Raw genomic sequence first — 22,976 nt, 5'->3', positions numbered from 1 at the left:
AGACTAAGGGAGAAGCTATGAAAAAAATTGCTATATTTGCATCAGGTAATGGCAGTAACTTTCAAGCGATAGCAGAAGCGGTGGAAAAAGGAAAATTGTATGCCTCAATAGAATTGCTGATTTGTGATCATCCAGGTGCTTACTGTATAGATAGGGCGGAAAAGTTAAATATTCCGGTATTATCCTTTTCTCCAAAGGATTTTCCTTTGAAAGAGGATTATGAACAGCAAATTTTACAGGAGTTGCAGGCGAAAGAAGTCGAGATGATTATTTTGGCAGGCTATATGCGATTAATTGGCTCAGTGCTGTTAAGGGCCTATCCTAATCACATTATTAATATTCATCCTTCTTTATTGCCAGCCTTTCCAGGAAAAAATGCCGTTTTGCAGGCGATAGAAGCAGGCGTCGAAGTGACGGGGGTTACGGTTCATTATGTAGATGAAGGCATGGATACGGGACCGATTATTGCACAGAGAGCCGTCTCGATACATAAAGGGGAGAGCGTGGAGGAGATCCACAGGAAAATTCAGCAGGTAGAGCATAACCTATATCCACGCATTATAGAGCAGTTAAGCAACGAACAGGAGGAGAAAGTATGAAAAAGCGGGCATTGATCAGTGTATCAAACAAAGAGGGGATTGTAGAATTCGCCAAAGGAGTTACGGAGCTGGGCTTTGAGATTATTTCCACAGGTGGAACCAAAAAAACATTGTCGGATCATGGTATTCCAGTTATCAGCGTCAGTGACGTGACAGGTTTTCCGGAAATAATGGATGGGCGCGTAAAAACTTTACATCCCTATATTCATGGGGGTCTCCTTGGAAAACAAAACGATGAATCCCATATGGCTCAGCTTGAAGAACAAGGGATTGCTCCTATTCAGCTAGTTTGTGTGAACCTTTATCCATTCCAAGAAACGATTGCTAAACCAGGCGTGACAGTTGAAGAGGCAATCGAGAATATTGATATTGGCGGTCCTGCAATGCTGAGGGCCTCTGCTAAAAACCATGAGTCTGTAGCAGTTGTGGTGGATCCTGCTGACTATGGAAAAGTACTTAATGGTTTCCGTAATGGAGAACTTTCCTTATTGGATAGAAGAAAGCTGGCGGCAAAGGTTTTTCGCCATACAGCGGCTTATGATGCCCTGATTGCTGAATACATGACAAATTTGGCAGAAGAGGATCAGCCTGAAAACTATACTGTTACATACACGTTAAAGCAACCACTTCGCTACGGTGAAAACCCTCATCAAAAAGCTGCGTTTTATGCAAAACCACTTGGCTCTACTTTTTCAATTGCAGCAGCCAGGCAGCTGCATGGTAAGGAATTATCCTATAACAATATCAATGATGCAGATGCTGCCCTGCAAATCGTGAAGGAATTTGAACAGCCGGCTGCTGTTGCTGTGAAGCATATGAATCCTTGCGGCGCAGGAACTGGAGACACTATTTATGAAGCATTCCAAAAGGCATATGAAGCGGATCCTACATCTATCTTTGGCGGTATTGTTGCGTTAAATCGGGAAGTAGATGCTGAAACGGCGAAACTGCTTCATGAAATTTTCTTGGAAATTGTGATTGCCCCATCATTTACTGACGAGGCATTAGAGGTCTTAACATCTAAGAAAAATATTCGCTTACTTACTATTCAATTTGAGGGAAGAGAGAAAAGGGAGAAAAAACTATCTTCCATTACAGGCGGTTTACTTGTCCAAGAGTCAGATGAGGCAACTATACAGGATGCAGAGCTTCAGGTTGTTACAAAAAGAGAACCTACTGAAGCTGAATGGAAAGCTCTTCAATTTGGATGGAAACTCGTAAAGCATGTTAAATCAAATGCAATCATCGTAACAGATGAGCAAATGACACTGGGAGTAGGTGCTGGTCAAATGAATCGTATCGGCGCTGCGAAGATTGCCTTAGAACAGGCTGGTGAAAAAGCGAGAGGCGCCATTATCGCATCAGATGCATTCTTTCCAATGGATGACACAGTGGAAGCCGCGGCCAGAGCCGGGATTACCGCTATCATTCAGCCAGGCGGATCAAAGCGAGATGAGGACTCTATAAAAAAAGCAGATGAGTATGGTATTGCGATGGTTACTACCGGAGTACGGCATTTCAAACATTAAGAGGGAGAGACACGAGATGATGAAAGTACTTGTTATAGGGCGTGGAGGTCGCGAACATGCATTGGCCAGAAAATTTGCTGAGAGCAAGCGCGTTACAAAAGTATTTGTAGCACCAGGCAATCCCGGAATGGCAGATGTTGCTGAGATTGTGGATATCCAGGAGATAGATCATACCAGATTAGTTGATTTTGCGAAAGAAAATGAAATAGAACTAACATTTATAGGTCCGGAAACTCCTTTAGTGAACGGAATTGTAGATGAATTTCTGGACCATGACCTAATCGTATTCGGACCCACCAAAGCTGCCGCCATAATAGAAGGAAGTAAGTCTTTTACGAAGGATTTGCTGAAAAAATATGATATTCCTACAGCAGAATATGAAACATTTACGGATTATGAAAAGGCAGTCCAATATGTAAAGAAAAAGGGTGCACCAATTGTTATTAAGGCGGATGGTCTTGCAGCAGGCAAGGGTGTAGTCGTCGCAATGACGGAAGGGGATGCGCTCAGTGCCTTGAAAGAAATGCTGCTCAATCAAAGGTTTGGAGAGTCTTCTAAAAAAGTTGTGATTGAGGAATTTTTGATTGGGGAGGAGTTCTCCTTTATGGCTTTTGTAAATGGAGAAAAGGTCTATCCGATGGAAATTGCTCAGGATCATAAACGTGCTTTTGATGGTGATAAAGGTCCGAACACAGGTGGAATGGGAGCTTACTCTCCTGTTCCGCACATCAGTCAAGACATGGTTAGCCAGGCGTTAGCGAAAATTCTGATACCGACAGCAAAGGCAATGGTGAAAGAGGGTAAATCATTCACCGGGGTCCTTTATGCCGGATTAATCGCTACTGCTGAGGGTCCAAAGGTGATTGAGTTTAATGCCCGATTTGGTGACCCGGAAACACAGGTCATCCTACCAAGGTTAAAGTCAGATTTTATGGATGTGGTTGAAAACGTTCTGAATTCTGTCGATATGGATTTGGAATGGTCTGAAGAAAGCGCCCTTGGAGTCGTCATGGCAGCTAATGGCTACCCAGGTGAGTATGAAAATGGCAGTATTATAAAAGGCTTAAAGTATGTTGATATCGATACACATATTTATCACGCAGGGACAAATAAAAATGAACTGGGTGAGTTTTTGACAAATGGAGGAAGAGTCCTCTTACTAACTGCACTCGGTAAAACACTGGAGATTGCCCAGAAAAAGGCTTATCGGGAGCTAGAGGGAATTCAATGTAATGGTCTCTATTATCGCCATGATATTGGAGAGCGTGCTATTGAAAAATATAACGGTTAGAGGCTGTTTATTAGCTAGTTAGTAATGCAAGGAACATTAAATTGGCTACTGGTCGACCTGAAGAGGTCGGCCTTTTTCATATGCCAAAAAGGTATGCAGAGGAGCATGGTTAACGTTGGCAAAAAGTGATCCAATCACTTTATGTTTAGTAATAAGATAAATTTTAAATCGCTTCAAACAAACTTCAACAAATCAGAAGGGAATTCGCGTAAAATCTATTAATATCGCTCAATCACAGTATAATTCGCTCTATTCTCTGAAATTCGCTCATAAATCCTCTAAAATCGCTCAATAATCTTTGTTTTCGCTCATTTATTTTTAAAATCGCTCAATAGTTTAATAAATTCGCTCATATACCTTTAAAAAACAATAATATTCTTAAATATTAGACTAGAAAAATCATTAACTTGTTCTTTGCGACAAAAATTACTAAAAAGATATCATTTTTTAAAGAGAAATGATGTTTTTTGAAGAAGTATAGGATACTTCCTATCCATATACATTTTTGTATCCCTGCATCTTGAGAGCGATAAAATAAATAATGCGGCTTTACAGGTTTAGTTTAAAGGGGCAAGGGAAGAGTCTATTTGGGGGTTGTCTAATCTTTTTCCTTTATTAAAGGGAACTTTTTAATGTGATTATACGTAAAAGTCATATATCCAAAAATACTTATAATTATTTAATAATGCTGAAATGTAAAGAATTACAAATTAATTTCATTCTTTAATGCTCTAAATAATAAAAATATGTTAGTATATTGAAAAGGCTTACATTTTAATTTTAAAAATGGAAGGGCGATGCTTCCGTTTTTTTAAATATAAGAAATGATGTTTTGCGAAGGGGGTATTTTTATGCTTGGACAACGATATAGATGGAAAAATAAACAACTGCGCGAGCATGTTCATGTGATAGATGGTAAAGTAGCGCCAACTCTTGTTTTAACGAATGCCGTGTATTTGAATCAGGTGTTTAAAAAGTGGATGAAGGCGAATATATGGATCTATGAAGATCGAATTGTATATGTCGGGGATAACATGCCTGTTATACAGGACGGGTATGAGATTGTAGACTGTACGGATCAATACCTGGTACCAGGTTATATTGAACCGCATGCCCATCCATATCAATTATATAATCCGGCTACTCTTGGCATGCATGCTGCTCAATATGGAACAACCACCTTAATCAATGATAACATGCTTTTGTTTACTCTTTTGGACAATAGACAAGCGTTTGCACTGCTGAAGGAATTACGTCATCTTCCAATCAGCATGTATTGGTGGGCCAGATTGGATTCTCAAACTGAGCTGAGAAATGAAGAGATGGTATTCTCGCATTCTAATGTAAAGAGCTGGCTTGAGCACGATGGAGTCCTGCAGGCTGGAGAGCTAACAGGATGGCCGCGTCTTCTTGATGGAGATGACATGATGCTTCACTGGATACAGGAAGCAAAAAGAATGAGAAAGAAAATTGAAGGACATTTCCCGGGCGCTTCTGAAAAAACATTATCTAAATTAATGCTGCTTGGTGCGGATTGTGATCATGAGGCTATGACAGGAGAAGAAGTCATTCGCAGACTGATGCAGGGATATGATGTGTCCTTGAGGCATTCATCCATTCGTCCGGATTTACCCCGTATTTTGGATGATTTAAAAGAATACGAATTGAACTCCTATGATCGATTATTTTTTAATACAGATGGTTCAACACCTGGATTTTATAAAGATGGATTTACGGATCAATTAATCTCGATAGCAATTGAAAAAGGTGTGCCTATTATTGATGCGTATAATATGGCTTCCTTAAATATAGCCCGCTATTATAATATCGATTATTTACACGGAAATATTGCGACAGGACGAGTAGCCAATATTAACTTCCTGTCTGCCAAGGATCAGCCTACTCCTCACTCTGTTTTATCAAAAGGGCAGTGGGTGAAAAGGGATGGAAGACAGGTTGAAACGAATCGAACATCGATCGCCTGGAAAGACTTTGGCCTTAGCCCTCTGGAGCTTGATTGGGAGCTTACAGATTACGACTTCCAATACTCAATGCCATTTGGCATCAATATGGAAAATAGCGTCATCACTAAGCCATATTCGATTCATATTGATATTTCAAGAGAAGTTTTGGATGAAGACCATGATGAGAGCTTTTTTACGTACCTAACAAGAGATGGTAAATTCAGAATCAATACGATATTAAAGGGGTTTGCCAACCGTTTGTATGGATTTGCTTCATCCTTTTCTAACTCTGGGGATATATTGTTGATTGGAAAAAGTAAGAAAGATATGAGACTGGCTTTTAACCGAATGAAAGAAATCGGTGGGGGAATTGTGATTGCAGAGAAAGGTGAAATATTGTTCGAAATGCCTCTGGAGCTGCAAGGAATGATGTCTAATCAAGAACTCCCGATTTTAATAGAAGAAGAAACTAGATTGCGAGAAATATTGACTGAAAAGGGATACCCATTCGAGGATCCGATTTATTCTTTACTGTTCTTTTCCTCTACTCATTTACCTTATATAAGGGTAACACAGGCAGGATTATATGACGTTATGAATAAATCTGTACTCTTTCCGACTATAATGCGTTAAAATAATAAAGAATAGAGAAAAATAAAAGGTAGATCATGGTGGGTTAATTTCACTTTAAGGGGTGTAGGGCATGTTGAGGAAAGCTGGGTTCATGGTGGCTTTAGTTTTTGTCCTTCTGGCAGGGTGTTCAGGGAATAAGGAAGAAACCATTATTGATAAACCTCAAACTGATAAAGAAGAGGTAGCTGCTAAGCCGGTGAATACGTATCCGTTAACGGGTGTGGGAACGGACGAAGAGGTCAACCACAGGGCTGTATCGGTTATGGTCAATAATCATCCCAAAGCAAGACCACAGTCTGGCCTATCTAAAGCAGATGTCGTATATGAGGTTTTAGCTGAAAGTAATATAACTAGGTTTTTGGCTATCTACCAAAGCGAATTTCCCGAAAACATTGGGCCAATTAGAAGTGCGAGAGATTATTATATAGAGCTTGCCAAAGGATATGAAAGCCTGTATATTTTTCATGGCTGGAGTCCTGATGCGAAAAAGCTGATTCAATCTGATTATATAGACCACTTGAACGGACTTAACCATGACGGGACACTCTTCAAACGATCTTCTGATCGAAAAGCGCCGCATAATTCCTATATCACCTATGAAAATATCTTAGAGGGTGCACAAAAAGAAGGTTATTCAATGGAAGAGAATACCCCGCCGTATAGCTTTTTTTCCGACGATGAAACAGGATTAATTTCCGGTGATGACTATAAAGTTGCTGCTCTATCTTATGGATCTCTAGATTATGATGTGACCTATAAGTATGATTCGGCGAGTGAAAAGTATACACGCCATACAGCGGGAGTACGCACGGAAGATCAAGATACGAAAGATCCCGTTCTACTGGATAATATCCTTATTGTGGAAGCTATTCATAAGGTGATTGATGATAAAGGCCGCAGGAGTATTGATTTAACTGCGGGCGGAGATGCATACTTACTGCAAAAAGGTAAACGCCTGGAGATTCAATGGGTAAGTAAAGATGGTCGAATTGTACCTGTATCCGGTGAAACGGAAGTAAAATTGGTGCAGGGAAAAACATGGATTAATATTATTCCGGATCAACCGGGCTTAAATAATAGTGTCAAACTCTCAAATGATTAGGAGGAACCTGGATATATGCAAATTAACAAACTAAAAGGGAAAGAGTTGGATCAATTATTCAACGCGATATTATCCTTGAAAGATCTCGATGAATGTTATCGTTTCTTTGATGATTTATGTACGGTGAATGAAATACAATCTCTTGCCCAACGCCTCGAGGTTGCCCGAATGCTTGAAGAAGGTAAAACGTATCATATGATTGAAACTGAAACCGGAGCAAGCACTGCAACTATTTCAAGGGTTAAACGTTGTTTGAATTACGGGAATGATGCGTACTCAATGGCACTTGGAAGATTAAAGGAAGATAATGCCTGAAATAAATAAAAGCAAGCAGACCGCGTGGAATATGCACATCGGTTGCTTGCTTTTTTATATGTACACCTTTGTCTATGAACGTATCCTCTAATTTTCAATTAAGTAGGCGCGCACCAGAGTAGAACACATATTTATAACCAGTTAGATAACAGTTGTGCATATGAATTTTCTAACTCTTTGGGAACTCTAAAAGGAATGCTATAATGGTTAAATGGAAATTAGAATGGGGGCTGTTTTGCATGTACGATTTTCGCGAGTGGAAACATGTGTTTAAACTCGATCCTAATAAGGAAATTTCAGATGAAGCACTCGAAAAGGTTTGTGAATCGGGTACGGATGCTATTATTGTCGGAGGAACAGATGGTGTTACACTAGAAAATGTTCTGGACTTAATGGCCCGCGTTAGGCGTTATACATTGCCTTGTGTGCTTGAAGTATCAAATATAGAATCCATAACCCCGGGATTTGATTTGTATTTTATACCATCTGTTTTAAATAGCAGGAATCCGGATTGGATTCTTGGTTTGCATAAAGAAGCAATTAAAGAATTTGGCCACATGATTAATTGGGACGAAATGCATGTGGAAGGATATTGCATCATGAATGCTGATTGTAAGGCAGCAGATTTAACGGATGCCAATACCGATTTGACGGAAGAAGATGCGGCAGCCTATGCTCTTGTGGCAGAAAAAGTATTAAATTTGCCTATTTTTTATTTGGAATACAGCGGAAAGTATGGGGATCCAGCACTTGTCAAGACCGTTAAAAATACATTGATGAATACAACGCTATTCTACGGCGGAGGGATTACAAGCATCGAAAAAGCTGAGGAAATGTCCAGCTTGTCAGATGTAATTGTAGTCGGAAACCTCGTCTATGAGGATTTAAAAACGGCTCTCTTGACAGTAGATTCTGCCAAAAAGAATAAATAAAATTGTCGTTAAAGCCATTGGATGAAGTATAATAAGAACAAATGTTCGTTAGGGTGGTGTCATAATGCAATTCTTAACAGATCGACTGTTAACGGGATTAAATAATAAACAAAAAGAGGCTGTACAAGCTACGGATGGACCTTTGCTAATTATGGCCGGAGCGGGCAGTGGGAAGACAAAGGTACTTACCCACCGCATTGCCTTTCTAATTGTAGAAAAAGAAGTAGCACCGTGGAATATTCTTGCCATTACGTTTACCAATAAGGCAGCAAGAGAAATGAAGGAAAGAATTCAGGGAATCCTAGGCGGCGCTGCAGAGGATATTTGGATTTCTACTTTCCACTCAATGTGCGTGCGAATCCTGCGCCGTGATATTGACCGAATTGGTATGAATCGCAATTTCTCAATTCTTGACCCAGGTGATCAGCAAACGGTTATTAAGCAAATAATGAAAGAGAAGAATATTGATACGAAGAAATTCGATCCTAAGACGATTCTTGGGTCCATTTCCTCTGCCAAAAATGAATTGATCAACTATGAGGAATTTGCGAACAGTGCAGGCAATTACTATGAGCAAACAGTAGCTGATCTTTATACAGAGTATCAGAAGCGACTCCGTAAAAATCAGGCATTGGACTTTGATGATTTGATTATGAAGACATTTGAACTTTTTGATAAGGTTCCGGAAGTACTGGAATTCTATCAAAGAAAGTTTCAATATATTCACGTGGATGAGTATCAGGATACGAACCGTGCACAATATATGCTTGTAAAGAAATTGGCACAGCGTTTTAAAAACCTATGTGTAGTTGGTGATTCCGATCAGTCCATCTATCGCTGGCGTGGTGCTGATATTGCCAACATTCTCTCCTTTGAAAAGGATTATCCTGATGCCAATGTTATTTTGCTTGAGCAGAATTATCGCTCCTCAAAACGGATTTTAGCGGCTGCCAATGGAGTAATTAACAACAACCTGAATCGTAAGGAAAAGAATTTGTGGACAGAAAACCTGGAAGGGAATAAGTTGGCATATTACCGTGCGGACAGTGAACAAGGTGAAGCACAGTTCGTTGCTGGAAAGATTAAAGAGCTGACAGAACAGCAAGGGAAGAAGCTATCTGATATTGCCATTTTGTACCGTACGAATGCTCAGTCAAGGGTAATGGAGGAAGTTCTGCTTAAATCCAATATTCCATATACGATTGTTGGCGGTATTAAGTTCTATGATCGTAAAGAGATTAAAGATATTCTTGCTTATCTGCGACTCATTGCCAATCCGGACGATGATATTAGCTTGCGCAGGGTCATCAATGTTCCAAAGCGTGGAGTTGGAGCAAGCTCAGTTGATAAAATTGCTAATTATGCTGCCGATCATGATATTTCTATGTATCAGGCTATGATGGAGCTTGAATTTATTGGACTTAGCGGTAAAGCTTATAATGGGGCTGCTGAATTCAGGGACCTAATTAAAAACTATACGCAAATGCAGGAATTCCTGTCTGTTACAGAATTAATAGAAGAAGTCATTGAAAAATCAGGGTATCGAAAGTCGTTGGAAATTGAGAAGACGATTGAAGCAGAAACACGCCTAGAGAATATTGATGAGTTCTTATCTGTTACGAAAAACTTTGAAAAGGGCAGTGATGATAAGAGCCTGGTTGCCTTCTTAACAGACCTTGCTCTTGTTGCGGACATTGACCGTATGGATGAGGATGAAGCCGTGACAGATGGCGTTGTATTAATGACACTTCACTCGGCAAAAGGGCTGGAATTCCCTGCTGTATTCCTGATTGGACTTGAAGAAGGTGTCTTCCCGCATAGCCGTGCCTTAATGGAAGAAGCGGAAATGGAAGAAGAACGACGGCTTGCTTATGTTGGGATCACACGGGCTGAACGTGAATTATTTATTACGAATGCACAGATGCGTACATTATATGGACGTACTAATCTGAACCCTGTATCTCGCTTTATTAAAGAAATTCCACAGGATTTAATTGAACTGTTAAATCCGCCTGAAGAGCAAAGGCAGTCAAGACCTTCCTTTATGCATTCAGGTTCAGGTACAAGAACTAGAACGGGTATAAATGGTGCCGGTCTTAACAATTCAGGAATCAATGGTGCAGCAAGACCTAAAACTGTCGGAAGATCGATGATGAATGAGTCCGGCGGAGAAAAACTCGACTGGCAGGTTGGCGATAAAGCGGCCCATGGTAAATGGGGCGTAGGTACAGTTGTCAGCGTAAAAGGAAGCGGAGACGGTCTGGAGCTGGATATTGCATTCCCATCTATGGGCATCAAACGACTCCTTGCCAAATTTGCACCAATCACAAAACAATAGTCCGCAAGAGAAACATTGAGTAGAGAGGGCTGAAAATATGGATATAAAAGAAGCGCAAAAACGAGTGGCTGAGCTTCAATCACTATTAAACCAATATGGATATGAATATTATGTTCTCGACCAGCCATCAGTTCCTGATTCTGTATATGATCAAACATACAAAGAGTTGGTGGAATTAGAGGGTCTATATCCGGAACTGCAAACTCCGGATTCACCTACTCAAAGAGTTGGTGGACAAGTTCTCGATACGTTTGCAAAAGTGGAACATATTACACCGATGCTAAGTCTTGGTAACGCCTTTAACGAAAGTGATTTGCGTGATTTTGACCGCCGAGTAAATTCAGGACTTGGTACAGACCGTTATTCTTATATATGTGAATTAAAAATAGATGGATTGGCGGTTTCCCTGCGTTATGAAGAAGGACTGTTTGTTAAAGGAGCTACAAGAGGAAATGGAACAATTGGTGAGGATATTACGGCTAATCTTAAAACCATTCGTTCCATCCCACTCCGATTGAATGAACCAGTTACATTTGAAGTACGCGGTGAGGCATATATGCCAAAGAAATCGTTTGTTTCCTTAAATGCAAAGAAGGAAGAAAATGGGGAAGAACCATTTGCCAATCCACGAAATGCAGCAGCAGGATCCTTGCGTCAGCTTGATCCGCGCATAGCTGCTTCGCGAAATTTGGATATTTTCCTTTATGGGATTGGTGAAACAGGAGAAACGGGTGTTGAATCCCATGGAGAAGGACTTGACTTTCTTCAAAAATTAGGACTGAAAACCAATCCGCATCGCAGAAGATGTGCTACGATTGAAGATGTATTAGAGTATATTGAGGAATGGTCAGCCAAAAGGCCTGAGCTTGATTATGATATTGATGGAATCGTCATCAAAGTCGATTCACTTTCTCAGCAAGAGGAATTAGGATATACTGCAAAAAGTCCAAGATGGGCGATTGCTTATAAATTCCCTGCAGAGGAAGTCATCACTATTCTTCGCGATATTGAATTGACTGTCGGACGTACAGGCGTTATTACGCCAACCGCCTTATTGGACCCAGTAAGAGTAGCAGGTACAACAGTTAAACGAGCTTCACTTCATAATGAGGACCTAATCCGTGAAAAAGATATTCGTCTTGGAGACCATGTTGTCGTGAAAAAAGCTGGAGATATTATTCCAGAGGTAGTCAATGTCTTGTTTGAAAAGCGAACAGGGGAAGAAAAGGAATTTCATATGCCAACGCATTGCCCTGATTGCGGTAGTGAGCTTGTTCGTTTGGAAGGAGAGGTAGCTCTGCGCTGCATCAATCCAAAGTGTCCAGCCCAGATTAAAGAGGGGATGATTCACTTTGTTTCACGAAATGCCATGAATATTGATGGCCTGGGTGAAAAAGTTATCATTCAATTATTCGATGAATCGTTAATTAAGGATGTAGCGGACATATATAAATTGACATATGACCAGCTGATCAATTTGGAGCGTATGGGAGATAAATCAGCGAACAATCTTTTGAACGCTATTGAAGCTTCTAAGAGCAACTCGTTGGAGCGTCTTTTATTTGGACTGGGAATCCGTCATGTTGGTGCTAAGGCTGCCAGAATTCTCGCAGAAGAATTTGAAGACATGGGTCGTCTAATGTCTGCAAATGTAGCTGAATTGACAGCTATCAATGAAATTGGGGACAAAATGGCTGATGCGGTTGTGACTTATTTTAATCAGGAAGAATGCCAGCAATTGATCAATGAATTAAAAAATGCTGGGGTTAATATGCTCTATAAAGGTAAAAAGAAAAATATAGCTGAGGCTACAGATAGTTATTTTTCTGGAAAAACCATCGTACTTACAGGAAAGATGGAAAAGTACGGACGAACTGAAGCAAAAGAGTTGATTGAAGCTTTAGGTGGAACGGTAACAGGTAGCGTAAGTAAAAAGACAGACTTAGTAATAGCCGGAGAAGATGCCGGATCAAAATTAAAAAAAGCCCAGGATTTAGGAATTGAAATATGGGATGAAAGCAATTTACTGGAAGAACTGGGCAAGCAGGGATAGAGGTGTAGGGATGAAGCGTTTGATAGCAATAACCATGGTACTGGCACTTATGCTTGTAGGCTGCGCACCACAATTTGATAAGGATGAGGTAGTAGAGGATAATACCGAGAAAGATTCCAAGAAAGAGTCTTCCATTATTCCCGAATATCAAATCTCCGACAATTATTATCAAACGATGCTGCCTTATCAGATAAGCAGTTCCAGAGGTCTTGTGGTTTCAAACATTAATACGCGACTTGATTTGGAAGAGTTTGAAACAGGGCTGATGAGATTGTCTCATGACCCATTCTCAACGGAGGAATATATTTTTAGAGAAGGTCAGTTATTGGACACGAAAACGATTAAAAGCTGGCTGAATCGTAAATATACAAAAGGGCAGTTGAAAGAGAACAAACTGACTGCTGAGGACAACGTCGGCTTAAACCCTTTAGATGATGGGAAGGGTGATATTGAGGAAAGATATGAGAAAAATCCAGAATATCTTGCCCATATTTTAGAGCATGATTATCTGATCAAAACAGATGATAATAAAGTTGAGTTGGGCGGCATTTCGATAGGGCTTGCCTTGAATTCAGTATTTTATTATCAAAAGGAAAAGTATGGGGAAACGTACGAAATAAAAATTGAAGAAGATAAACTGCTTGAAGAAGGTCAAAAAATTGCAGCTGAAGTTGTGAAACGAATTAGAACAATGGAAGGCGGAGAAACCGTTCCGATTATGGTTGCTTTATTTGAACAAGGAAGCAAGGATGCGGTTGTGCCTGGGAATTTTATTTCTTATACAAAAGTAGGAGAGAAAAGTAATAAGATTTCCAAATGGACAAACGTACAAGAAGAGTATTATTTGTTCCCATCCAATAAAGCAACAAAGGATTTCCGTGATGATGCAACGACCTTTGCTAATTTTAAGCAGGATGTTGAAGAATACTTCCCTAATTTTAATGGAGTAATTGGAAAAGCCTTTTATGTGAATAAAGAATTGCAAAAGCTGACCATCTCCATAGATATGCAGTTTTACGGAAAAACAGAGGTTATTGGATTTACACAATATGTGGCTGGATTGGTGAAATCGAGTTTCCCTGAATATTTATCGGTGGAGACAAAAATTGCATCTTCCAATGGACAGGAATCACTCATTGTGAAAAAGGCAAATTCCAAAGAACCAGATGTGTATATATATAATGAATAAACAGAGCTACCCATTGTGGTAGCTTTTTTGTGGATATAGATATGTAGTTAGTTTCTTGTGAAGATTTTGAATATAAACTATATTAGATGACTTACAAGCTTCCAATAGAGTAGAATAAAAAGGGGTTACTACAGAAATATAGGGAGGGAATCAAATGGTACAAGCATATAAGCACGAACCACTTACTGATTTTTCTGTAAGCGAAAACAAAAAAGCGTTTGAGGATGCTTTGGGATTAGTAGATAGCTATCTTGGCAAGGACTATGATTTGATTATCGGTGGAGAAAGAGTATCTACAGATGATAAAATTGTTTCCATTAGCCCATCAGATAAAAAAGTAGTAGTAGGCCGCGTTTCCAAGGCAAATAAAGATTTAGCAGAAAAGGCAATGCAGGAGGCACTAAAAGCTTACAAGACTTGGAGTAAAACGAAACCTGAAGTGCGTGCAGATGTTTTATTTAAAGCAGCTGCCATTATTCGCCGCAGAAAGCATGAATTTTCTGCCATTATGGTAAGAGAAGCGGGAAAACCATGGGTTGAAGCGGATGCGGATACAGCTGAAGCAATTGATTTCCTTGAGTACTATGCTAGACAAATGTTGAAATTAAAGAATGGGCAGCCGGTACAAAGCCGTCCTAATGAATATAATAGATATGACTACATACCACTGGGAGTGGGAATTATTATTTCCCCATGGAACTTCCCATTTGCGATTATGGCCGGTACATGCGTAGCAGCTGTTGTTACGGGTAATACAGTATTGCTAAAACCAGCTTCCACAACACCGGTCGTGGCTGCTAAGTTCGTAGAGGTTATGGAAGAGGCCGGTCTTCCTGCAGGCGTTATTAACTTTGTACCTGGAAATGGAAGTGAAGTGGGAGACTATCTTGTTGATCATCCGCAAACTCGTTTTGTCAGCTTCACAGGTTCCCGTGAAGTTGGAACCAGGATTTACGAGAGAGCTTCTAAGGTACAGGAAGGCCAAATTTGGCTGAAGCGTGTTATCGCTGAAATGGGCGGTAAAGATACAATTGTCGTAGATTCAGATGCTGATCTTGAATTGGCTGCCAAGTCAATCGTTGCGTCAGCGTTTGGATTTGCCGGACAAAAATGCTCTGCTTGTTCAAGAGCTGTTATTGTAGAAGATGTGTATGATAGAGTACTGGACAGAGCGATTGAATTGACAAAAGAATTGACTGTAGGAGATCCGACCGATTCTGCTACATTTATGGGACCAGTCGTGGATGCTTCTGCATTCAAGAAAATAACCGAGTACATTGAGATTGGCAAAAATGAGGGTCGCCTCATGACAGGCGGAGAATCGGATGATTCCAAAGGATTCTTTGTTCAACCGACCATTATAGCCGATTTGGCACCTGATGCTCGAATTATGAAAGAAGAAATCTTCGGTCCTGTTGTAGCATTCAGCAAAGCCCGTAACTTTGATGAAGCAATTGAAATAGCTAATAATACAGATTACGGATTGACAGGCGCTGTAATTACTAGAAATCGTGCACACCAAGAAAAAGCCCGTGAAGATTTCCATGTTGGAAACCTATACTTTAATAGAGGCTGTACAGGTGCGATAGTCGGCTACCAACCATTTGGCGGCTTCAATATGTCCGGTACGGATTCAAAAGCAGGCGGTCCTGACTACTTAACATTGCATATGCAAGCTAAAACTACATCTGAAACCTATTAATATATATGGCTATATTAAAGCTCCTCTCCGATTGTTTTCGGTGGGGATCTTTTTTATTAACAGGGGGAATAAGAGTCTATTAACATAAAAAATTTGATTGAGGGGGAAATCAAATTTTTTAAGCAAACTATCAAAAATAATAAGCTTTTGAGTTTCTTGGGTAAGAAAACTAAGACTTTTAATGGAGAAATGAGCGAAAGAGCACTTTATTGGGCGGATTTTGGTAGGAATTGAGCGGAAACAGAAATTTATGAGCGAATAGGTTTTTATTGAGCGGAAATAGATCCTAATGAGTGATAATCATAGTTTTTTAGCGATTGTTACTTTGATTGAGCGAGATTATCAATCAGTCGTCTTGTGTTCAAGATAAAGTTAAGAATATCAAAATGGTTATTGTCTATGAAATTCATACTATACCTGTAATCTCTAAATATTACATTTCTCCTTAGTTTGTGAGATGTTTTACCCTATTTTATAAAATATGCAAAATTTTACTGCAAAATAGTTTGCAAAAACCACAAACTGTTATATAATACAAAATATAATAATTTTTCTGTTTTATAACAAAACATACAGGTAAAGGAAGTGAATGTCTTACATGGCAGTACAAACGAATGGAATCAATATTCTTGGAAAAATGGAGAATGGTTTTGATGAGATATTGACTCCGGAAGCTCTTGAATTCATTGAGAATCTGGAAAGGCACTTTGGATCAAGGCGAAAGGAATTGCTTGAGCAGCGTACCAAGCGCCAAGAAGAAATTGATAATGGTAAACTTCCAGACTTTTTGCCGGAGACAAAAAGTGTTCGTGAAGGTGATTGGACAATTGCACCTTTACCACAGGACCTGCAGGATAGAAGAGTTGAAATTACAGGACCTGTAGATCGGAAAATGGTGATTAATGCTTTAAATTCAGGCGCTAAATGCTTTATGGCTGATTTTGAAGACGCCAACTCCCCAACATGGAAAAACAATATTGAAGGCCATATTAATCTCCGCGATGCTGTAAACCGTACAATTACTTTTGAAAATCCAAACGGTAAAAAATATAAATTAAATGACGAAACTGCTGTTCCCATCATTCGACCAAGAGGTTTTCATTTGGAAGAAAAAAATGTCACGTTGGAAGGACAGCCGATCTCCGGTGGACTTTTTGACTTTGGACTTTACTTCTTCCATAATGCAAAGACCTTACTCGAAAATGGAAGCGGTCCCTACTTTTACTTGCCTAAAATAGAGAGTCATCTGGAAGCACGCTTATGGAATGACGTCTTCGTTTATGCACAAAATCACCTAGGTATTCCACAAGGTTCCATTAAAGCAACTGTCCTCATTGAAACCATCCTTGCAGCATTTGAAATGGATGAAATTCTGTATGAATTGAAGGATCATTCAGCCGGTTTAAACTGTGGAAGATGGGATTATATTTTCAGCTATCTGAAGAAATTCAGAAACCATGATTCTATCATTCTACCGGATCGATCTGTTGTCACAATGGCTGTGCCATTCATGTCTGCCTATTCCCAGTTGGCCATTAAAACCTGCCATAAACGGAATGCACCAGCTATTGGCGGCATGGCTGCACAAATCCCGGTTAAAAATGATGAAAAAGCAAATGAAGAGGCCTTTGCCAAGGTAAAGGCTGATAAGGAACGCGAAGCGAAAAATGGCCATGATGGAACATGGGTCGCCCATCCTGCTCTTGTACCAGTGGCAAAGGAAGTATTTGACCACTATATGCCGAAGCCGAATCAAATCGATAAAAAGCGTGACGATGTTCAGGTTACAGCAACTGATCTCCTCGAGGTGCCAGAGGGCTCCATCACAGAGCAAGGTGTTCGGACTAATATTAATGTTGGAATTCAATATATAGAATCCTGGCTTAATGGAAGAGGTGCAGCACCGATTAATAATCTGATGGAGGATGCAGCTACTGCTGAAATCTCCCGAGCTCAAGTGTGGCAATGGTTACGTCATCCTAAAGGTGTATTGGATGATGGACGCAAGATTGATATGGAGATGTACAAAACATTAAAAGAAGAAGAGCTGCAAAAGATTAAACAGGATCTTGGTGAAGAACGTTTTGAGAATGGGCGTTTCACCGAAGCAGCAGAGCTTTTTGATAAATTGATTATCAGTGATGAGTATTATGACTTCTTGACTTTACCTGCCTACGAAATTCTATAAAACAAATCATTAGGTTTCATATAAAAGGAGGAAGTACAAAAGATGAGAGAAGAACTGATTAAACAAATAGAGGCTGAGTGGAAAGATGAAAGATGGGAAGGAATTGAACGTTCTTATACAGCAGAAGATGTATTAAAACTGCGTGGTTCCATGCAAATTGAACACACTTTAGCAAGAAGAGGTTCCGAAAAGCTTTGGAATTACCTTAAAACAGAGGATTATATTAATGCGCTAGGTGCATTAACAGGTAATCAGGCTGTCCAACAGGTAAAAGCAGGATTAAAAGCGATTTACTTAAGCGGATGGCAAGTTGCTGCAGATGCGAACCTTTCCGGAAATATGTATCCTGACCAATCTTTATACCCAGCCAATAGCGTACCGGCTGTCGTAAAACGTATAAACCAGGCGCTTCAACGTGCGGATCAAATCCACTACTCAGAAGGTAAAGAAGATATCGATTGGTTCCAACCGATTGTTGCTGATGCTGAAGCAGGCTTTGGCGGTCAGTTGAATTGTTTTGAACTGATGAAAGGCATGATTGAAGCAGGTGCAGCAGGTGTTCACTTTGAAGATCAGCTATCTTCTGAAAAGAAATGCGGCCATTTGGGCGGTAAAGTACTTCTTCCAACGCAAACAGCAGTGAGAAACCTAATTGCAGCTCGTCTTGCTGCAGACGTAATGGGTGTCCCAACTATTCTGATTGCCCGCACGGATGCGGATGCAGCTGACTTAATCACAAGTGATATTGATCCTACTGATAAGGAATTTATCACAGGTGAAAGAACTCCTGAAGGATTCTATCGTACGAAGGCAGGCATTGATCAAGCAATTGCAAGGGGACTTTCTTATGCACCATACGCAGATTTAATCTGGTGTGAAACATCTGAGCCTAATCTTGAGGATGCGAAGAAATTTGCCGATGCCATCCATGAAAAATATCCAAATAAAATATTAGCCTATAACTGTTCACCATCCTTCAACTGGAAGAAAAAATTGGATGATGATACCATTGCAAACTTCCAAAAGGAAATCGCGAAAATGGGCTACAAATTCCAATTCGTTACACTTGCCGGATTCCATGCCCTGAATCATAGCATGTTTGAATTAGCAAGAGGATACAAAGAGCGCGGAATGGCTGCCTATTCTGAGCTGCAACAGAATGAATTTGCAAGCGAACAATACGGCTACACAGCAACAAGACACCAACGTGAAGTAGGAACTGGCTATTTTGATGAAGTAGCACAGGTTATTACTGGAGGAACTTCTTCTACAACGGCCCTAAAAGGTTCTACGGAAGAAGAGCAATTCCAAGAAGCCTAATATACAAAAGGAATCTGAAACTTATTCAGATTCCTTTTTTTATATTTGGAAAATGAATCTCCAAACTATTTGAATAACCGAAGTATTTTCGAGCTATTCTGCTGACAAAAAACAGGTCATAGGTGGAAAAAGGTTGAGTTATCTATCGGGTCTTTGAAAGAAATGTATAAGTGACTGGTCAAAGAAGGAAGATTGATTTATAAAAAGGTGTAGTATGTCGTATTTTATCAACAATTGAGATTAATGGATTTTTCAAATCACGACAAACTTTTCCCGGGCAATAATTCGGTGATCAGGGGAATAATTCCATCTTTCTTTATTTAATTGTCTATAAGCTAGTTTCTGTGGTTAATTCCGATTGCTTTAACGCGCGAAAGTTTGGTATTATCATAATAATTGTATTTGGAGCACGTAGCAAAATGGAGGTGTATGAAATGACTCGCATTTCAAAAGAAGAAGTAAATCATGTTGCTAATTTGTCAAGATTAGCTATTACAGAAGAAGAAACTGAAAGGTTACAAAAACAGTTGGATTCAATTATTACGTTTGCTGAACAATTGAATGAGTTAGATACTGAAAATATCGAACCTACTACACATGTTTTACATATGAAGAATGTCTTGAGAGAAGACAAGGCATCTAAAGGATTGCCTAGGGAAGAAGTACTGAAAAATGCTCCTGACCATCAAGATGGACAAATACGTGTACCGGGAATAATGGAGTAGTCAGGGAGGGAAAATCATGTCTTTATTTGATCGTAAAATAGCGGACTTGCATGAGTCGCTTCGTAAAAAGGAATTATCAGTAACAGATCTAGTTTCAGAATCCTTTTCTAAAATAAAAAAAGTTGAAGACAATGTAAATGCATTTCTAACATTAAATGAGGAAAATGCATACAAAGAAGCTGAAAAACTGGATGAACAGCTAGTTTCCGGAGAAATCGGCGGTCCTTTATTTGGAATGCCAATTGGAATTAAAGATAATATTGTAACTAAGAATCTTCGCACGACCTGTGCCAGCAAAATATTGGACAATTTTAACCCGATTTATGACGCAACAGTTGTGGAAAAGTTAAAACAAGAGCAAACCATCACAATTGGTAAGTTGAACATGGATGAATTCGCGATGGGTTCTTCCACAGAAAATTCAGGTTACAAAAAAACAGCTAATCCATGGGATTTAGAACGTGTGCCTGGAGGTTCTTCAGGTGGATCAGCGGCTGCGGTTGCGGCTGGTGAAGTCCCATTTAGCCTGGGGTCAGATACAGGCGGTTCTATCCGTCAACCGGCTTCCTTCTGTGGGGTTGTAGGGATGAAGCCGACATACGGACGTGTATCCCGTTATGGTTTAGTAGCATTTGCTTCTTCATTGGACCAAATTGGGCCGATTACACGTAATGTAGAGGATAATGCTTATTTATTAAATGCCATAGCCGGACTGGATCCAATGGACGGAACTTCAGCGCATATTGAGGTGCCAGATTTTACAAGGGCATTAACTGGTGATGTAAAGGGGCTTAGGATTGCTGTACCGAAAGAATATCTTGGCGAAGGCGTGACTGAGGAAGTGCGTCAGTCAGTCCTCAATTCATTGGCGGTTCTGGAGAAATTGGGCGCTACATATGAAGAGGTATCTCTGCCGCATTCTAAATATGCTCTATCAGCGTATTATTTATTGTCTTCTTCTGAAGCATCTGCAAACCTTTCTCGTTTTGACGGTGTTCGTTATGGACACAGAACGGAAAACCCACAGAACTTACTCGAAATGTATAAGCAATCGAGAGCTGAGGGCTTTGGGGATGAAGTGAAAAGACGGATTATGCTTGGTACCTTTGCATTAAGCTCCGGTTACTATGATGCATACTACAAAAAAGCACAAAAAGTCCGTACATTAATTAAACAGGATTTCGAAAACGTATTTGATCAGTATGATGTCATTGTAGGACCTACTACACCAACTCCTGCATTTAAATTGGGTGAAAACACAAGTGATCCGATGACAATGTACATGAATGATATTTTAACCATTCCTGTTAATCTTGCCGGAGTGCCGGGAATTTCTGTTCCTAATGGATTCAGTAAAGGTCTACCGCTTGGTTTACAAATTATTGGGAAGCATTTTGACGAAAGCACGGTTTATAAAGTTGCTCATGCTTTTGAACAGGCGACAGATTTTCATAAACAAAAACCGTCTCTACAGGGGGTGGAGTAATTGAAATACGAAACAGTCATTGGACTTGAGGTCCATGTTGAATTAAAAACAGAGTCCAAAATATTCTCATCCTCTCCGAACCAATTTGGAGCGGAACCTAATACGAATACATCTGTCATTGATCTTGGATACCCAGGTGTATTGCCTGTATTAAACAAAAAAGCAGTCGAATTTGCGATGAAAGCAGCAATGGCACTGAACTGTGAAGTGGCGACTGATACAAAATTTGACCGTAAAAACTATTTCTATCCGGATAATCCGAAAGCTTATCAAATTTCGCAGTTTGATAAACCGATTGGAGAGAATGGCTGGATTGAAATTGAGGTAAATGGTGAGAAGAAAAGAATCGGAATCACACGTCTTCATTTAGAAGAAGATGCAGGGAAATTGACACATACTGCTGATGGCTATTCCTTGTGTGATTATAACAGGCAGGGAACACCGCTTATCGAGATTGTTTCTGAGCCGGATATCCGTACACCGGAGGAAGCATATGCATACCTTGATAAACTAAAAACGATTATTCAGTACACAGGTGTGTCCGATTGTAAGATGGAAGAAGGAAGCTTACGCTGTGATGCAAATATTTCCTTACGCCCATATGGTCAGGAAGAGTTCGGTACGAAGACGGAATTGAAGAACTTAAACTCCTTCAACTTTGTTCGTAAAGGACTTGAGTTTGAACAACAAAGACAAGCCGAAGTATTGAATGAAGGCGGGGAAATTCAGCAGGAAACTCGCAGATTTGATGAAGCAACTGGGGCAACTCTTTTAATGCGTGTTAAAGAAGGTTCTGATGATTATCGTTATTTCCCTGAACCGGATTTAGTCGAATTATATATCGATGATGAGTGGAAAAACCGAGTGCGTGCAGAAATTCCTGAATTGCCGGATGCACGAATCAAGCGTTATACAGAAGAATTCGGACTGCCGGCCTATGATGCGGGTGTGCTAACTGTAACAAGAGAAACAGCCGATTTCTTTGAAGCAACCACAGCTGCTGGGGCAGAACCTAAGCAGGCTTCCAACTGGATTATGGGTGAGCTTTCAGCTTACTTAAAAACGTCTCAAAAAGAACTGCATGACACGGCTCTTACTCCAGAAGGATTAGCTGGCTTAATCAAATTGATTACGGACGGTACAATCTCTTCGAAAATTGCTAAAACTGTATTTAAAGAATTAGTGGAGCATGGTGGAAATCCTGAAACGATTGTAAAGGAAAAAGGTCTTGTACAGATTTCTGATGAGGGAGCCTTACGTACAATCGTCACAGAAATATTGGATAAGAATCCTCAATCAATTGAGGACTTTAAAAATGGTAAGCAAAAAGCGGTTGGATTCCTTGTTGGGCAAATGATGAAAGCAACAAAAGGGCAAGCCAATCCGCAAATGGTCAATAAATTGATCATGGAAGAGCTTCAAAAAAGATAAATGGTAACTGACAGCCTCCCTATATGTATGGGAGGCTTTTTAAGTATCGCTGGAAAGCCAACAGTCTTTGTCTGCTTTTTTTAGGTTCCTCTCTGTCGGAAAGTTTGTTATGGTAGATATATACATATTTTCAGATTAGTCAGTTATTTAGGTATTAACAACTTTGGTAAGGGGAGGTT

The 22,976-nt window shown here is 39.9% G+C and carries 16 protein-coding genes; all 16 read left to right on the top strand.

Translation table 11 applies throughout. From position 1 onward, the window contains the following. The first annotated feature begins 17 nt into the window (after window positions 1-17). Window positions 18-599, top strand: coding sequence for a phosphoribosylglycinamide formyltransferase (gene purN / locus AC4G3O_RS19070; protein ID WP_066108508.1), 582 nt, complete (start codon window positions 18-20; stop codon window positions 597-599). Then, window positions 596-2,128 carry a bifunctional phosphoribosylaminoimidazolecarboxamide formyltransferase/IMP cyclohydrolase gene (gene purH / locus AC4G3O_RS19065; RefSeq protein ID WP_066108505.1) on the top strand — a complete coding sequence of 511 codons (1,533 nt, stop codon included), beginning with the start codon at window positions 596-598 and terminating at the stop codon, window positions 2,126-2,128. The genes purN and purH overlap by 4 nt, the downstream gene beginning before the upstream one ends. A gap of 19 nt (window positions 2,129-2,147) precedes the next feature. Further along, entirely contained in the window at window positions 2,148-3,419 is a 1,272-nt protein-coding gene (gene purD / locus AC4G3O_RS19060) for a phosphoribosylamine--glycine ligase (protein ID WP_139892772.1), read from the top strand. Window positions 3,420-4,270: 851 nt separating this feature from the next. Beyond that, window positions 4,271-6,016, top strand: a complete 1,746-nt coding sequence (locus AC4G3O_RS19055) for an adenine deaminase C-terminal domain-containing protein (protein ID WP_066108501.1) — start codon at window positions 4,271-4,273, stop codon at window positions 6,014-6,016. A gap of 70 nt (window positions 6,017-6,086) precedes the next feature. Continuing rightward, entirely contained in the window at window positions 6,087-7,118 is a 1,032-nt protein-coding gene (locus tag AC4G3O_RS19050) for a DUF3048 domain-containing protein (RefSeq protein WP_148631360.1), read from the top strand. 15 nt (window positions 7,119-7,133) lie between these two features. Further along, the gene (locus tag AC4G3O_RS19045) at window positions 7,134-7,433 is read left to right on the top strand and encodes a YerC/YecD family TrpR-related protein (RefSeq protein ID WP_066108496.1); all 300 of its coding nucleotides are present in this window, start codon (window positions 7,134-7,136) and stop codon (window positions 7,431-7,433) included. A 239-nt stretch (window positions 7,434-7,672) separates the two neighbouring features. Then, entirely contained in the window at window positions 7,673-8,365 is a 693-nt protein-coding gene (pcrB, locus tag AC4G3O_RS19040) for a heptaprenylglyceryl phosphate synthase (RefSeq protein ID WP_066108493.1), read from the top strand. Window positions 8,366-8,429: 64 nt separating this feature from the next. Next, window positions 8,430-10,703 (top strand): DNA helicase PcrA, encoded by a 2,274-nt coding sequence (gene pcrA, locus AC4G3O_RS19035; protein WP_066108490.1) that lies wholly within the window; start codon window positions 8,430-8,432, stop codon window positions 10,701-10,703. A 37-nt stretch (window positions 10,704-10,740) separates the two neighbouring features. After that, window positions 10,741-12,756, top strand: a complete 2,016-nt coding sequence (gene ligA, locus AC4G3O_RS19030; protein WP_491136585.1) for an NAD-dependent DNA ligase LigA — start codon at window positions 10,741-10,743, stop codon at window positions 12,754-12,756. A 10-nt stretch (window positions 12,757-12,766) separates the two neighbouring features. Beyond that, the gene (locus AC4G3O_RS19025; protein ID WP_066108482.1) at window positions 12,767-13,945 is read left to right on the top strand and encodes a CamS family sex pheromone protein; all 1,179 of its coding nucleotides are present in this window, start codon (window positions 12,767-12,769) and stop codon (window positions 13,943-13,945) included. A 154-nt stretch (window positions 13,946-14,099) separates the two neighbouring features. Beyond that, on the top strand, window positions 14,100-15,647 hold the full coding sequence (gene pruA / locus AC4G3O_RS19020) for an L-glutamate gamma-semialdehyde dehydrogenase (RefSeq protein ID WP_066108479.1): 1,548 nt from the start codon (window positions 14,100-14,102) through the stop codon (window positions 15,645-15,647). 598 nt (window positions 15,648-16,245) lie between these two features. Next, window positions 16,246-17,835, top strand: a complete 1,590-nt coding sequence (gene aceB / locus AC4G3O_RS19015) for a malate synthase A (protein ID WP_491136584.1) — start codon at window positions 16,246-16,248, stop codon at window positions 17,833-17,835. 42 nt (window positions 17,836-17,877) lie between these two features. Then, the gene (gene aceA / locus AC4G3O_RS19010) at window positions 17,878-19,155 is read left to right on the top strand and encodes an isocitrate lyase (protein ID WP_139892755.1); all 1,278 of its coding nucleotides are present in this window, start codon (window positions 17,878-17,880) and stop codon (window positions 19,153-19,155) included. A 434-nt stretch (window positions 19,156-19,589) separates the two neighbouring features. Further along, entirely contained in the window at window positions 19,590-19,880 is a 291-nt protein-coding gene (gene gatC, locus AC4G3O_RS19005) for an Asp-tRNA(Asn)/Glu-tRNA(Gln) amidotransferase subunit GatC (RefSeq protein WP_066108467.1), read from the top strand. A gap of 16 nt (window positions 19,881-19,896) precedes the next feature. Beyond that, window positions 19,897-21,366, top strand: a complete 1,470-nt coding sequence (gene gatA, locus AC4G3O_RS19000; RefSeq protein ID WP_491136583.1) for an Asp-tRNA(Asn)/Glu-tRNA(Gln) amidotransferase subunit GatA — start codon at window positions 19,897-19,899, stop codon at window positions 21,364-21,366. Next, window positions 21,367-22,797 carry an Asp-tRNA(Asn)/Glu-tRNA(Gln) amidotransferase subunit GatB gene (gatB, locus tag AC4G3O_RS18995; RefSeq protein WP_490558886.1) on the top strand — a complete coding sequence of 477 codons (1,431 nt, stop codon included), beginning with the start codon at window positions 21,367-21,369 and terminating at the stop codon, window positions 22,795-22,797. It begins immediately after the preceding gene. The last annotated feature ends 179 nt before the right edge of the window (window positions 22,798-22,976 follow it).

This window comes from Bacillus sp. z14 (2026), from assembly GCF_058313575.1.
Note: the sequence above shows the minus strand (reverse complement) of the source record. Positions and strands in the feature narration are given on the sequence as shown.

Bases quoted from the DNA above. Each gene is read 5' to 3' on its own strand.
- purN (WP_066108508.1), top strand. From the start codon at position 18: ATGAAAAAAATTGCTATATTTGCATCAGGTAATGGCAGTAACTTTCAA.
- purH (WP_066108505.1), top strand. From the start codon at position 596: ATGAAAAAGCGGGCATTGATCAGTGTATCAAACAAAGAGGGGATTGTA.
- purD (WP_139892772.1), top strand. From the start codon at position 2,148: ATGAAAGTACTTGTTATAGGGCGTGGAGGTCGCGAACATGCATTGGCC.
- AC4G3O_RS19055 (WP_066108501.1), top strand. From the start codon at position 4,271: ATGCTTGGACAACGATATAGATGGAAAAATAAACAACTGCGCGAGCAT.
- AC4G3O_RS19050 (WP_148631360.1), top strand. From the start codon at position 6,087: ATGTTGAGGAAAGCTGGGTTCATGGTGGCTTTAGTTTTTGTCCTTCTG.
- AC4G3O_RS19045 (WP_066108496.1), top strand. From the start codon at position 7,134: ATGCAAATTAACAAACTAAAAGGGAAAGAGTTGGATCAATTATTCAAC.
- pcrB (WP_066108493.1), top strand. From the start codon at position 7,673: ATGTACGATTTTCGCGAGTGGAAACATGTGTTTAAACTCGATCCTAAT.
- pcrA (WP_066108490.1), top strand. From the start codon at position 8,430: ATGCAATTCTTAACAGATCGACTGTTAACGGGATTAAATAATAAACAA.
- ligA (WP_491136585.1), top strand. From the start codon at position 10,741: ATGGATATAAAAGAAGCGCAAAAACGAGTGGCTGAGCTTCAATCACTA.
- AC4G3O_RS19025 (WP_066108482.1), top strand. From the start codon at position 12,767: ATGAAGCGTTTGATAGCAATAACCATGGTACTGGCACTTATGCTTGTA.
- pruA (WP_066108479.1), top strand. From the start codon at position 14,100: ATGGTACAAGCATATAAGCACGAACCACTTACTGATTTTTCTGTAAGC.
- aceB (WP_491136584.1), top strand. From the start codon at position 16,246: ATGGCAGTACAAACGAATGGAATCAATATTCTTGGAAAAATGGAGAAT.
- aceA (WP_139892755.1), top strand. From the start codon at position 17,878: ATGAGAGAAGAACTGATTAAACAAATAGAGGCTGAGTGGAAAGATGAA.
- gatC (WP_066108467.1), top strand. From the start codon at position 19,590: ATGACTCGCATTTCAAAAGAAGAAGTAAATCATGTTGCTAATTTGTCA.
- gatA (WP_491136583.1), top strand. From the start codon at position 19,897: ATGTCTTTATTTGATCGTAAAATAGCGGACTTGCATGAGTCGCTTCGT.